Source organism: Spongiactinospora sp. TRM90649, from assembly GCF_029382225.1.
Classification (GTDB): Bacteria; Actinomycetota; Actinomycetes; order Streptosporangiales; family Streptosporangiaceae; genus Spongiactinospora.
On record NZ_JARLTC010000020.1, the window covers coordinates 179,611 to 191,837 of the forward strand.

At 71.8% G+C, this 12,227-nt stretch carries 13 protein-coding genes; 2 read left to right on the plus strand and 11 right to left on the minus strand.

All coding sequences use genetic code 11. The annotated features are described in order from the left end of the window. Nucleotides 1-85 precede the first annotated feature (85 nt). Complete coding sequence (locus P3X83_RS23620) at nucleotides 86-502, minus strand: DUF6069 family protein (protein WP_277307359.1); 417 nt, start codon at nucleotides 500-502, stop codon at nucleotides 86-88. 56 nt (nucleotides 503-558) lie between these two features. Beyond that, the gene (locus tag P3X83_RS23625) at nucleotides 559-984 is read right to left on the minus strand and encodes a TetR/AcrR family transcriptional regulator (RefSeq protein ID WP_277307394.1); all 426 of its coding nucleotides are present in this window, start codon (nucleotides 982-984) and stop codon (nucleotides 559-561) included. A 20-nt stretch (nucleotides 985-1,004) separates the two neighbouring features. Between P3X83_RS23625 and P3X83_RS23630 the strand changes: the two genes are divergently transcribed. Then, nucleotides 1,005-1,391 (plus strand): hypothetical protein, encoded by a 387-nt coding sequence (locus P3X83_RS23630; RefSeq protein WP_277307360.1) that lies wholly within the window; start codon nucleotides 1,005-1,007, stop codon nucleotides 1,389-1,391. 56 nt (nucleotides 1,392-1,447) lie between these two features. Then, nucleotides 1,448-2,080 (plus strand): SRPBCC family protein, encoded by a 633-nt coding sequence (locus P3X83_RS23635; protein WP_277307361.1) that lies wholly within the window; start codon nucleotides 1,448-1,450, stop codon nucleotides 2,078-2,080. Between the two features lies 1 nt (nucleotide 2,081). Here the strand turns inward: P3X83_RS23635 and P3X83_RS23640 are convergent, their stop codons facing one another. From P3X83_RS23640 to P3X83_RS23680, 9 genes are all read right to left on the minus strand, one after another. Next, the gene (locus P3X83_RS23640) at nucleotides 2,082-2,969 is read right to left on the minus strand and encodes a LysR family transcriptional regulator (protein ID WP_277307362.1); all 888 of its coding nucleotides are present in this window, start codon (nucleotides 2,967-2,969) and stop codon (nucleotides 2,082-2,084) included. Nucleotides 2,970-3,164: 195 nt separating this feature from the next. Further along, nucleotides 3,165-4,856: a glycerol-3-phosphate dehydrogenase/oxidase gene (locus P3X83_RS23645; protein ID WP_277307363.1), complete on the minus strand. Its 1,692-nt coding sequence runs from the start codon at nucleotides 4,854-4,856 to the stop codon at nucleotides 3,165-3,167. Then, nucleotides 4,853-5,866: a DUF2804 domain-containing protein gene (locus P3X83_RS23650; RefSeq protein WP_277307364.1), complete on the minus strand. Its 1,014-nt coding sequence runs from the start codon at nucleotides 5,864-5,866 to the stop codon at nucleotides 4,853-4,855. Before P3X83_RS23650 ends, P3X83_RS23645 begins: the two co-directional genes overlap by 4 nt. Continuing rightward, nucleotides 5,863-7,293 (minus strand): NAD-dependent succinate-semialdehyde dehydrogenase, encoded by a 1,431-nt coding sequence (locus tag P3X83_RS23655; protein ID WP_277307365.1) that lies wholly within the window; start codon nucleotides 7,291-7,293, stop codon nucleotides 5,863-5,865. The genes P3X83_RS23650 and P3X83_RS23655 overlap by 4 nt, the downstream gene beginning before the upstream one ends. Further along, nucleotides 7,280-7,951: a GntR family transcriptional regulator gene (locus tag P3X83_RS23660; protein WP_277307366.1), complete on the minus strand. Its 672-nt coding sequence runs from the start codon at nucleotides 7,949-7,951 to the stop codon at nucleotides 7,280-7,282. Before P3X83_RS23660 ends, P3X83_RS23655 begins: the two co-directional genes overlap by 14 nt. A 13-nt stretch (nucleotides 7,952-7,964) precedes the next feature. Continuing rightward, a complete protein-coding gene (locus P3X83_RS23665) occupies nucleotides 7,965-9,125 on the minus strand; it encodes a mandelate racemase/muconate lactonizing enzyme family protein (protein WP_277307367.1) in 1,161 nt (386 codons plus the stop codon). Nucleotides 9,126-9,129: 4 nt separating this feature from the next. After that, nucleotides 9,130-9,954, minus strand: a complete 825-nt coding sequence (locus P3X83_RS23670; RefSeq protein ID WP_277307368.1) for a carbohydrate ABC transporter permease — start codon at nucleotides 9,952-9,954, stop codon at nucleotides 9,130-9,132. Next, nucleotides 9,948-10,829 carry a sugar ABC transporter permease gene (locus P3X83_RS23675; RefSeq protein WP_277307369.1) on the minus strand — a complete coding sequence of 294 codons (882 nt, stop codon included), beginning with the start codon at nucleotides 10,827-10,829 and terminating at the stop codon, nucleotides 9,948-9,950. Before P3X83_RS23675 ends, P3X83_RS23670 begins: the two co-directional genes overlap by 7 nt. Next, on the minus strand, nucleotides 10,826-12,187 hold the full coding sequence (locus P3X83_RS23680) for a sugar ABC transporter substrate-binding protein (RefSeq protein ID WP_277307370.1): 1,362 nt from the start codon (nucleotides 12,185-12,187) through the stop codon (nucleotides 10,826-10,828). The genes P3X83_RS23675 and P3X83_RS23680 overlap by 4 nt, the downstream gene beginning before the upstream one ends. Nucleotides 12,188-12,227: the final 40 nt, after the last annotated feature.

A 12,227-nucleotide genomic window follows, 5' to 3' on the forward strand; every position in this document is an offset into this window, starting at 1 on the left:
CCCAGCACTGTGGCGTTGCTACGTATCCAACCGGGTTTGTCCGGGCAGTCCCGCATATCCCAATTGTCCATCATCGGCTGGTTCCTCATCGGCGCGGGAGTAGACCGATCAGGGTGGCGGCGACCACCACGTGCATGCAGGCCAGGGTGATGATCGCGGCGCCGTTCACCGCGCCGAGCGGCCCCGCGAGGGACAGCACGAAGAACACCGAGGCGATCACCGTCCAGATCGTCGTCCCGCGCGTGCTGACCCGCTGGAGCACCACGAGCAGGCCCCAGCCCAGCATTCCCATCAGCAGGGCGAATCCGATGACCAGCCCCGGCTCGATCACCTGCGGCGCGGCTCCCATCATCGCCCGCAGGTCCACCCCGAGCACCGGCACCGCGACGACCCACACCAACAGCGCCGCGACGGCCGCGTACACCACCGAGAGGGGGCGGGTGTACCGCTTGCGCACCTCCGGCGTACTCGACTCGTTCGTCTTCCCCGTGGCCATCGACATCGGCTCTGCCCTCTTTCGTTCGTTCGTCGATGACATTGACGGTATGAGTCATGGCATTACTGGCGACAGATGAGGATGTCGCCTGTTAACCAGTACAAATCACCTATGTCGTCCGCACGCTCGACCGGCTGACCGGCGGGGTGCTGCTCGGCGGCGGCGTCCTCGACGCCGGGCCGCAGCAGGTCGCGGGGGAGCGGCCCGTTGCTCATCAGCCGGTACAGGTGGGGCTCGCGCAGCGCGTAGGCGCGGTAGGCGCGGGTCAACGCGGCGAGCGCCGCCTGGGGTGCCGATCGCACGGCGGCTTCGAGGACGGCGGCCAGTTCCTCCAGCGCGGCCTCGATCAGCCGGGCCTCCACCGCGCCCTTGTCCGGGAAGTGCTTGTAGAGGGACGGGGCGCGGATGCCGAGCCGGTCGGCCAGTGCCCGCATGGTGAGCGCCGCGGGGCCCTGCCCGGTCACCAGTTCCCTGGCGGCCTCGACGATCTGCTCACTCTGACATCGCCGTGCTCTACGCGCCCGAACTCGACATCCCGCCGCTGCGGCTGGATGACACGGAGTTCGACAAGGGCTTCATGGCCGGGTTCGAGCGGTCCGCGGACAAGCCGGTCGTGCGCCCCGTCGCGCACGTCATGACGCAACAGGCCGAGGGCTGGGACATCTACCACCGCGCCAGGATCGTCAGGAAGGTCCACGCGCTGGAGGCGAAGGTCGAGCCGGGGTTCTCGGGCGCGCCGGTGCTCAGGGACGGCGTCAATGTGGTCGGCATGGTCTTGGCCGCCGCCACCGACCAGCCGGGCCGTGGATACGCGCTCACGGTCGCCGAGATCGCGCGCGGCGCGTCGCTGACCAGGGCCGCGACGCGGAAGGTGTCCACGGACAAGTGCGAGTGACCGCCAGGTTCATAAAAGCCCTTACTTATATAAGTAGGATTTGATACGGTCGCCGCATGCCAGATGTGACCCAACAGATCAGTGCCGTGCGCCGGACCATGGGAACGCGTGTCCTTGCGGCCGGAGAGGCGCGGGTTCAGACGATCAGCCGGACGTTCGACACCGATGTCGAGGATCTCTGGGACGCCTGCACGAACCCCGAGCGCCTGCCGCGCTGGTTCCTGCCGGTGACCGGTGAGCTGCGCCTGCACGGGCGCTACCAGTTCCAGGGCAACGCGGGCGGGCTGATCGAGCGCTGCGACCCGCCGAAGGGGTTCGCGGCCACCTGGGAGTACGGCGGCGAGGTGAGCTGGATCGAGGTGCGGCTGACCCCCGAGCCCGGCGGCCGGGCCAGGCTGGAACTGGAGCACGTCGCCCACGTGACCGACGAGATGTGGAAGCGGTTCGGGCCCGGCGCGACCGGCGTCGGATGGGATCTCGGGCTGCTGGGCCTGTCCCTGCACATGGCGAGCGGGCATTCGGTCACCCCCGAGTGGACGGCCGAGTTCGAGGCGTCGGAGGACTACCGGCGGTTCGTGGCGCTGAGCAGCGACCTCTGGCGCGAGGCCGACGTGGCCGCCGGCGCCGACCCGGAGCAGGCCGCCGCCGCGGCGGGGCGCACCGCCGCCGCCTACACCGGGGCCGAGTAGCTCACCCGGCCAGCTCCCGCGCCACCAGTTCGGCGAACTCGGTGGCGAACGGGCTCAGCGCGTTCCACTCCCGCGCCGCCCAGCCGACCGTGATCGGGGCCAGGTCGGGGATCGGCACCGCGCGCACCGGCCCGTCGGAGTCGACCGTCAGCCGGGGCAGCGCGGGCAGCACGGCGTGCCCCACCCCCAGTTCCGCCAGCAGCACCGCGGTGTCCCAGTCGGCCACCCCGACGCGGTCCGGCGGGCCCGCGCCCAGCCGGAGGAACTCCTCCTCCAGCCGCTGCCGGGAGGCCGAGTTGTCCGGGTGGTCGATGTAGCGGATCGCGGCCAGGTCCGCGGGGGCGATGGAGGTCTTCTCCGCCAGCGGATCCCCGGCGGGCACCACGAGCACCCACGGCAGGTCGATGACCGGCCGCTGGGTGACCCCGGGCAGCGGGCGGCCGATGGTGATCCAGGCCAGGTCCACGCGCCCGCTGTGCAGCAGCTCCACACACCGCCGCGCCGAGTGCGACGACCTGAACTCCAGCGTGACCTGTGGATGCCGTCTCCGGAACGCGGTGATCGCGTCAGGCATGAAGTGGCGGACGGTGACCCCGCCTGTGGTGATCTTCACACTGCCGCCGAGCCCGTCGCGCAGCTCGCCGAGCCGCCGCACCGCCGCGTCCAGCGAGGCGATCCCGCCCTGGGCGGCCTGGTAGAGCAGCAGCCCCGCCTGGGTCGGCACCACGCCGCGCGGCCGGCGCTCCACCAGGGGCAGGCCGATCTCCCGTTCCAGCCGCCTGACGTGCTGGCTCACGGCAGGCTGGGACCGCGACAGCGACCGCGCGACCGTGCTCAGGTTGCCCGCCTCGCACACGGCGACGAACACGCGGAGGTCGTCGAGCGTCATCGACCAAAGCTATCGCTAGGGGTTCTCCATGAAAACCCATGAATTGACTATGGGTGCGGTGGCTTTCAGGATGGCAGTAAGGCGTCCGTGTGACCCGACTGAAACTCGGCGGCAACCCGTCCGTCGTCCGATCGGCGCGTGTACGGCATACGCATCGATCGGCGGCGGACGGGTGTCGACCGCCCGGCGGCCCGCTCAGGCCGCGTGGCGCATCCGCTCCAGCAGCGGGGCCAGCTCAGCGTCACTGCCGGTGGCCAGCGCCGCCGCCATCACCTCGGCCGCCTCGACATGCCCGGCGACCTGCTCGGCCTCCCAGGTGGGCGCCATGCCGAGCGTCGCGGCCAGCAGCCGGGCCACGTGCGGCGCCGCCGCCGCGCCCCCGTCCCGCACCGCGAGGCCCGACCTGCTGCGCCGTCCGAGGACGTCGTCCACGGTGAGCGCGAACTCGTGCCTGGCGGTGTAGACGACCTCCGCCCCCAGCAGCGACGGCGCGCCCGGCACCGGTTCGAGCAGCGACGGGTCCTGCGCCCCGTAGGCGAGGACCGCACGGTAGTCGGAGCCGTAGCGCCCGGCCAGCCGTTCGACGACCGACACCGGCACCCCGGCCCGCACCGCCGCCAGGTCGCGCCGCGCCCACGCCTGGGTGAACCCGCTGGACCCGGCCAGCCCGAGCGTCTCGGTGCTCACGTTCCTCGGCACCCGCAGCCCGCGCACCGCCGCCGACACCGCGTCGCGCGCCATCACCCGGTAGGTGGTCAGCTTGCCGCCCGCCACCACGAAGCAGCCGTCCGCGACCTCGCGGACCACGTGCTCCCTGGACACCGACTGGGTCTCGCCGTCGTCGCCCGCGCCGGGGTCCACCAGCGGGCGCAGCCCCGCGTAGACGCCGGTCACGTCGTCCATGGTCAGCGGCACGCGCAGCCAGCGGCCCGCCTGGTCCAGCAGGTAGCGCACGTCGGCCCCGGTGGGCAGCACCGGGCCGGGCCCGTTCTCCCACGGGGTGTCGGTGGTGCCGACCAGCACCACGTCGTCGGCGGGGATCACGAACAGCACCGACGACGACGTGCGGGCGATCAGCGCGTCGCTCATCGGCAGCCGGTCCCTGGGCACCACCAGGTGGACGCCCTTGGAGGCGCGCATCCGCACCGCCGGGCCGCCGACGAGCCGCTGCGTCAGCTCCGACCAGGGGCCGGTGGCCAGCAGCACCCGGCGCGCGCGGATCACGAACCGCTCGCCGCTGAAGGCGTCCTCGCAGGTGGCGGCGGTGTGGCCGGAGCGGGTGGCGAGCCCGGTGACGCGGACGCGGGTCAGCACGGTCGCGCCCTCGCGGCGTGCCGTACGGGCCAGGGTGACGACCAGCCGGGCGTCGTCCACCTGGCCGTCGTCGTAGGCCAGCGCGCCGACCGCGGCGTCGGGCCGCAGCGGCGGCGCGGCGCGCAGCAGCGCCCGCCTGGACAGGTGCCGGTGACGGCGGAAGCCGCCACGGTCGCCCATCCCGGCGAGGCCGTCGTAGAGGGCGAGCCCGGCTCCGACGTACCCGCGCTCCCACATCCGGTGGGTGAGCGGATACAGGAACGTCAGCCGCCGCACCAGATGGGGGGCCAGGTCGTGCAGCAGGCCGCGCTCGTGCAGCGCCTCGCGGACCAGGCCGAACCGGAACTGCTCCAGATAGCGCACGCCACCGTGCAGCAGCCTGCTCGACTTGCCGGAGGTTCCGGAGGCGAGGTCGCCCGCCTCCACCAGGGCCACGTCGAGGCCACGCGCGGCGGCGTCCAGGGCGGCTCCCGCCCCGGTGGCCCCGCCGCCGATCACCAGCAGGTCGAGCATCGGGCCGGTGGACACCTCGTCGATGTCGGCCTCACGCCGCGCCGGCAGGTTGTCGGTCACCACCGTCGGTATACCTCCTCCGCCCAGCCGAACAGGCCGGGGATCTTCACCACTTCGCCGTCGTCGGCCACCACCGTGCCGGTGTAGTGGCCGAACGCCTGTGCTTCACGGCTGCGCATGTAGAGGGCGCGCCGTACGTCGGCCGTGCGCACGTGCTCGGGGACGAACGTCAGGTCGACCCGGTCGCCGGTGACCCGCCACGGAGCGTTCCAATCGGCAGTGTCGTAGTGCCACACCAGCTCTTCGCTGATCTTGTGCACCCGGCCGTCGAGCAGCAGCGCGTTCTCCACGCTGCCGGTGCCGTCGGTCCACTTGCCGCCGATCTGGAGTGCCACGTCACGTCCGCCCGGACGGCCCGCGGCCGCTCCCCAGTTCCACAGCACAGCGCCCGGCCACCGCCCACGTCCCATGTCCAGCGTGGCCAGCGCCTCGCCCGCCTCGAATCGGTACGGCGTGCCGTGCACCCGCACCACGCCTTCGGCGGGCCGTCCCACGTCCTTGACCGTGTACTGGAACCGCCGCGCCGACCACGGTACCACTACGGACAAACTCTCCCTATCTGGTATACGGCGCACCAAAACATCGGCGTCGAGTTCGGCCGAGCGCAGCCGCAGCCGGGTCCCGGCGGAGGTCTCGTCCACGTTGATCCGCAGCGGTCCCGCGCCGATCCGGACGCTGCCCTCACCGGCGCGGTCGGAGAACGCCACCCCGTGGCCGGGGACCAGCAGCCCCCTGCTGGTGGTCTCCCGCCCGGTGCGGCGGTCCAGGAAGTAGGCCGACTCCCCGGCCAGGTAGTCCAGGCTGGACGCGCTGAACGCGAACACCTGCTCGCCGCTGGTCACGCACCAGTAGTCCCAGCGCATGGTGCGGCCCCAGCCCCGGATGTTGGCCCGGTGCAGCGGGACGCGGCTCCAGCCGACGGCGGCCGGGTTGAGCCGGCCGTCCGGGCGGCACAGGTCCACCCTTGAGGTGATCTCGCGCTCGGAGACGGCGCGCGCGCTCCCGCTCACTGGTCCAGCCCCACGCTGACGTACTTGTACTCCAGGTAGTCGGCCACCCCGTGGTGGCCGCCCTCGCGGCCGTAGCCGCTGTTCTTCACCCCGCCGAACGGCCCCTGCGGCGGCGCGACCGGCCCGCCGTTGACGGTGACCATCCCGAACCGCAGCGCCTCGGTGACCCGCAGCGCCCGGTTCAGCCCGCCGGTCCACAGGTAGGCCACCAGCCCGTACGGCGTGTCGTTCGCCCGCGCCACCACGTCGTCGCCGTCCCCGAAGGTCAGCACCGGCGCGACCGGCCCGAACGTCTCCTCCCGGCAGATCAGCATGTCGCCGGTCACGCCGCTGAGCACGGTCGGCGGATAGAACGCGCCCCGCCCCGGCAGCCGGCGCCCGCCGGTCACGGCCTTCGCCCCGCGCGCCAGGGCGTCCTCGACGTGCCGCTCCACCTTGGCCAGCGCCGCGTCGCCGATCAGCGGCCCCATCGTCACGCCGGGCTCCGCGCCCGCGCCGACGGTGATCGCCTCGGCGTGCCCGGCGAGGGCGGCGGTGAACTCGTCCACCACGTCGCGGTGCACGAAGATCCGGTTCGGCGAGGTGCACGCCTGCCCGGCGTTGAGGAACTTGCCGCGCGCCACGGCGGCCGCGGCGGCGGGCACGTCGGCGTCCGGGTAGACCAGCACCGGGGCGTGCCCGCCCAGCTCCAGGCTGAGCCGCTTGACGTCGTCGGCGCTCTGCCTGATCAGGTTCCTGCCCACGGCGGTAGACCCGGTGAAGGAGATCTTCCCGACCCGGGGGTCGGCCATCACCTCGGCGGCGAACTCCGCCGGACGGCTGGTCGGCACCAGGTTGAACACGCCGGGCGGCAGGCCGGCGGCGGTGAACGCCTCGGCGGTCGCCACCGCGGACAGCGGGGTCGGCTCGGCGGGCTTGAGCACCACCGTGCACCCGGCGGCCAGGGCCGGGCCGAGCTTGCGGGTGATCATCGACACCGGGAAGTTCCACGGGGTGATCCCGGCGACCACGCCGACGGGCTCGGGCAGGAGCCAGATGCGGTGGCCCTCGGTGAGGCCGGGGACGGTCTCGCCGTACAGGCGGCGGGTCTCCTCGGCCGCCCACAGCAGGTGGTCGGCCCCCGAGCGGACCTCGCCGACCGCCTCGGCGAGCGGCTTGCCCTGCTCGGCCGTCATGATCGCACCGATCGCCTCCGCCCGGTCGCGCAGCGCTCCCGCCGCCGCGCGCATCAGGTCGGCGCGCTCGGCCGCCGGGGTGTCGCGCCAGCGCGGCAGGGCCTCCGCGGCGGCGTCCAGGGCCCGCGCGACCAGGTCGCGCCCGCAGTCGGTCACCTCCGCCAGGGGTTCGAGCGTGGCCGGGTCGGTGACGGTGAAGGTCTCCCCACTCGTCACCCACTCGCCCCCGATGAGTGCCTTACGTGCTTGCATCGTTCTCCTGCATTCCTTCGATCAGGGCGTCCATGGCGGCGGTCTCGTGCGCGTGCTGCAACCGGCTGGCCAGCGCGATGTCCCCGGCGACCAGCGCGTCCCTGATCGCCACGTGCTCGGCGTGCGAGGCCGGCAGCCGCCAGGGCACCAGCCGGAAGCCGCGCTGCGCGGTCTCGGTGCGGGACAGCAGGCTCTGCAGCATGCGGTGGGTCAGCCGGGTCTGCTCGGTGTCGCAGAGCAGGGAGTGGAAGTGCCGGTTGAGCCGGGCGAAGGCGGCCACGTCGCCGGCCTCGACGGCGACCGCCGACTCGGCGAGCACCTGGTCCACCTGCGCCAGCCGTTCGCCGGCCAGCGGGCGGCCGGACAACTGCAGGGCCAGGGAGGTCAGCGCGGCGCGGATGCCGTACAGCTCGCGGACGTTCTGCACGGTGAAGTCGGCCACCACCGCGCCCACGTGCGGGCGCTCGACCAGCCACTCCTCCGAGCAGAGCTGCTTGATGGCCTCGCGCACCGGGGTCTCGCTGATGCCGACGGCCTCGGCCACCACCCGGGTGATGATCTTTGTTCCGGGCGGGGCGGCGCCGGTCATGATCAGGTGCTTGATGTGGTCCGCGGCGAGGTCGGCCTTGGTACGGAACGGGGGGCGGGATTCGGCCATGAGTGACAACCCTTCACACCTGCGCGATGGTGATCGGCTCGATCGCCGCGTGGTCCAGTTCCACCCCGAGGCCGGGACCATCCGGAAGGCGTACCAGCCCGGAGGAATCGGGCACCAGCGGCGTGGTCAGCATGGCATGGAAGACCTCGGGGACGATCACCGGCGGATCGTAGGGATACTCCAGCCAGTCGCAGTTCGGCAGCGACGCGCAGAGCTGGAGGTTCCCCGCGACGCCGAGCCCGGTCGCCCACGCGTGCGGGATCACCCGGCGCTGCTTCGCGGCGGCCACCGCGCCGAAGTCGCGCAGCGCGCCGATCTCCTCGCTCTCGTTCGCGTCCGGCTGGTAGATGTCGAAGCAGTCGTCTTCGAGCAGCCGGACGAGCTGGCCGATGCCCCGGTTGTGCTCGCCGCCCGCGATCGGGATCGGCGACGCCCGGGTCAGCTCGCACAGCGCGCGGTAGTCGTGCCGGGGGAGCGGCTCCTCCAGCCACGCCACCCCGAGGTCGGCCAGTTCCCTGGCGGTGGTCAGCGCCCGCTCGTAGTCCCAGAGCATCCGGGTGCCATCGGGACGGTAGCGCCAGCGGGCGGCGGCCTGGTTGGCGTCCACCATGATCGCCATGTCGGGGCCGACGGCCTCCCGCACGGCGGCGACCTGGGCCACGTCCTCGGCGATCGTGTCGGCGTGCACGCGCAGCTTGACGCCCTGGAATCCCTCCTCGGCGACCCGCTGGGCGTCGTCGGCGCGGCGGGCCGCGTCGCGGACCTCCCCGAAGCTCGCGTAGGCGCGGACAGCTCCCGAATGCCCGCCCCACAGCTTGTACAGCGGCTGCCCGCACGCCTTACCGACCACGTCCCACACCGCCACGCCGACCACCCAGGGCCGGGGGAAGACGTACTCGGCCACGTAACGCAGCCGGTTGGCGATGTGGGTGGTGTCGAACGGGTCCAGGCCGAGCAGTTGCGGGCGGATCCACCCGCGCACCGCCTCCAGCAGCATCGGGCCCGTGCCGTGCCCCATGTCGCCGCCGGACACGCCGACCAGGCCCTCGTCGGTCTCCACCTCGACGATCACCGCGGACATGGCCGGGTGCGGGCCCTCCGGCGCCCACGAGGGGCGGAAGGGCCGCGGGTAGCGCAGCTCCACGACCCGCGCCCGGACATCCGTGATCTTCAACGTCTCATCCCTTCGTCGCGCCGTCGGCGAGGCCCTTGATCAGGTACTTCTGGACGGCCAGCGCGAAGATCACCACGGGCAGCACGGTCAGCACGCCCACCGCCGCGAGCGGCCCCCAAAGACCGCCCTTCTCGGTATCGGCGGCCATGCCCGCGATCGCCACCGGAATGGTGACGGCCCTGTCGTTGGTGAGGATCAGGGCGAACAGCAGTTCCTCCCAGGCGAGGATGACGCAGTAGATCAGCGTCGAGACCATGCCCGTCATGCTGCACGGCACGATGATTCGGAAGAACGCCCCGAACCGCGAGCAGCCGTCGATCATGGCGGCCTCCTCCAGCTCCGGCGGCAGGCTCTTGAAGAACGCGCGCATCAGCCAGACCACGTACGGCACCAGGAAGGTGACGTAGGCCAGGATCACGGTGATGTACTGGTCGGTCAGCCCGAGCCTGCGGGCGACCAGGAACATCGGCACCACCAGCGCGATCGGCGGCACCGCACGCGAGGCCAGGATGAGCCCGGCCACCACGCCCGCGCCGCGCATCCGCAGCCGCGACAGCGCGTACCCGGCCATCGACCCGGCCACCATCGAGATGATCGCCGCGCCCGCCGCCACGATGACCGTGTTGATGATGCGGGGCAGGATCCGCGCCTGGCCGAAATAGCTGGTGTAGTTCTCGAACGTCAGCTCGCTGAACCACTTGGGCGGGATCGAGAAGATGTCCCTGGGCAGCTTGAACGAGATCAGCACCATGTAGAGGACCGGGTACAGGAACACCAGCGTGACCAGGACGGCCCCGCCGATCGCCAGATACCGCTTCGTCTTCACCATCGGTTCTCCAGGTACCGGCTGACGCGGAACAGGATGTAGGTCAGCACCATGGTGATCAGCAGCACCACGGTGGCCATCGAGGACGCCGAGCCGAACTCCAGGCTCCGAAAGCCCTTCTCGTAGATGTAGAGGTTCACCACGTTGGTGGAGTTGCCGGGACCGCCCTTGGTGGCGGCCAGCGCGATGTCGAACATCTTCACCGCGCCGAGCCAGCGGACCACGAACGCGGCGGCCATCACCGGCACCAGCAGCGGCAGGGTGATCCGCCGCAGGGTCGTCAGCGGTCCGGCGCCGTCGGTGCGCGCCGCCTCGTACACCTCGGTGGGCAGCGCCATGATCCCGGCGGAGGCGATGAGCACCACGAACGGCGTCCACCGCCAGGTGTCGATCAGGATCAGGCTGACCATGGCCAGGGTGGGGTCGGCGATCCACTCGACCGGGCCGAGCCCGACCAGGCCGAGCGAGTAGTTGACCACGCCCCACAGCGGGTCGAGCAGCATCCGCCAGATGCCGCCCGCCACGACCGGCGCGACCACCATCGGGATCAGGAACAGCGCGCGCAGCACGCCGCGGCCCTTCCAGGTCACGTTGAGCAGGAACGCGATGGCGAAACCGAGGACCATCTGCAGCGGCAGCGCCACCACCAGATAGATCCCGGTGACCTTCAGCGACTCCATGAACCCGGGGTCGGAAAGGACGGCGGTGTAGTTCTTCCACCCGACCCAGCCGGTCGGCTGGAAGAAGGCCAGGTCGAAGTCCGAGAAGCTCACCCAGACCGTGTAGAAGACGGGGTAGAGCAGCATCCCGGCGAGAAGGAGGAGGGCGGGAGCCAGGAACAGCCAGGCCGTCCCCGGCTCCCCGAGGCGGGCTCTCACTGCTGGTAGCCCTTGGACGTGAGGAGTTCGGTGACCTCCTTGGCGGCCTGCTCGATCGCCTGCTGGGCGGTCGCCTGCCCGGACATCGCCCGGCTGGTCTGAAGCGCGAGGATCTGCTGCACCGCGTCGGACTCGGGCAGCCTGGGCCGCCACATCTTGCCCTTCTCGGCCACGTCGTAGCCCTCCTTCAGGGCCTCGTAGACGGGCTTGGCCCACTCGGCGGGCGGCTCGCCGTCCAGGGTGGACTTACGGGCGGGGAAGGTGCCGAACGCGGAGGCGGTGAACCGCTCGCCCTCCTTGGAGGTGACCCACTGCAGCCAGGTCCAGGCGGCGGCGGGGTGCGCGGACTTGCGGGCGACGCCGGCCGTCCAGATGCCGCGGTGGGCGCCGGGGCCCGCGGTGCCGGCCGGCAGCGTGGTGATGCCGACCTCCTCCGGCTTGAGCGTGGTGGTGGCCTCGTCCACGGCGGAGCCCTTGAAGACGCTGCCCCACATGAACATGGTGGCGGTGCGGCCCTGGCGGAACGCCTCCAGCGGCTCGTTGAACTGGTAGGTCGCGGCGCCGGGCGGGGCGTACGTCAGCAGGTCCACGTGGCGCTGCAGGGCCTTGACCCCGGCCGGGGTGTTGAAGGCCACCTTGTTGTTCTCGTCGAGGATGGCGCCGCCGTCGCTGTTCAGCGCCGTCTGCCAGATGGTCGGGGTCAGCGGGTCCTTGGTGAAGTAGGTGCCGATCGCCCAGGCGTCCTTCTTGCCGTCGCCGTCGGTGTCCTGCACCAGCTTCGCGGCGTCCTTGAAGTACTGCTCCCAGGTGGTCGAGGAGTCCGGCTCCTTGACGCCGGCCTTCTTGTACAGCGACTTGTTGTAGAGCATCAGCAGCAGGTTGGAGCGCACCGGCACCGCGTACTGCTTGCCCTCCCACTCACCGGCTGCCAGCGGCGAGGGGTGCTGGTCGTCCCAGTCGTAGTTCGGGTCGTTCCACTTGGTCAGCCCGGCCTTCAGGTCGTACAGGCCGCCGGTCTTGGCGAGCTGGGGCAGCCACGGGTCGTCGGCGAGCACCACGTCGTAGGTGGCGGTGGTGCCGGTCAGCTCCAGCATGGTCTTGGGGAGCTGGTCGTTGTACGGCACGCCGTCCACGGTGACCTTGATGTTCGGGTGCTTCTTGTTGAACTCCGGCACCAACTGGTCCTGCCACTGCTTGGCGAACGCGTCGTTGGCCAGGACGCGGATGGACACCGGGCTCTGCGCGGTGCCGAGGCCGCCGCCGTCCTCCGCCGCGGTCTCGGGGGCGGTGGAGCCGCAGGCGGCGACCGCCAGGCCGAGGACGGCCGCGGTCGCGGCCAGCCGGATGTTTCGGGGCATGCCGTGTTTCTCCTTCGGGGGTTTCGCGTTCAGGGGGTCT

Coding starts and splice junctions, on each gene's coding strand:
- P3X83_RS23680 (WP_277307370.1), bottom strand. CDS start 12,187: ATGCCCCGAAACATCCGGCTGGCCGCGACCGCGGCCGTCCTCGGCCTG.
- P3X83_RS23620 (WP_277307359.1), bottom strand. CDS start 502: ATGTCGATGGCCACGGGGAAGACGAACGAGTCGAGTACGCCGGAGGTG.
- P3X83_RS23660 (WP_277307366.1), bottom strand. CDS start 7,951: ATGGCCGAATCCCGCCCCCCGTTCCGTACCAAGGCCGACCTCGCCGCG.
- P3X83_RS23635 (WP_277307361.1), top strand. CDS start 1,448: ATGCCAGATGTGACCCAACAGATCAGTGCCGTGCGCCGGACCATGGGA.
- P3X83_RS23640 (WP_277307362.1), bottom strand. CDS start 2,969: ATGACGCTCGACGACCTCCGCGTGTTCGTCGCCGTGTGCGAGGCGGGC.
- P3X83_RS23655 (WP_277307365.1), bottom strand. CDS start 7,293: ATGCAAGCACGTAAGGCACTCATCGGGGGCGAGTGGGTGACGAGTGGG.
- P3X83_RS23670 (WP_277307368.1), bottom strand. CDS start 9,954: ATGGTGAAGACGAAGCGGTATCTGGCGATCGGCGGGGCCGTCCTGGTC.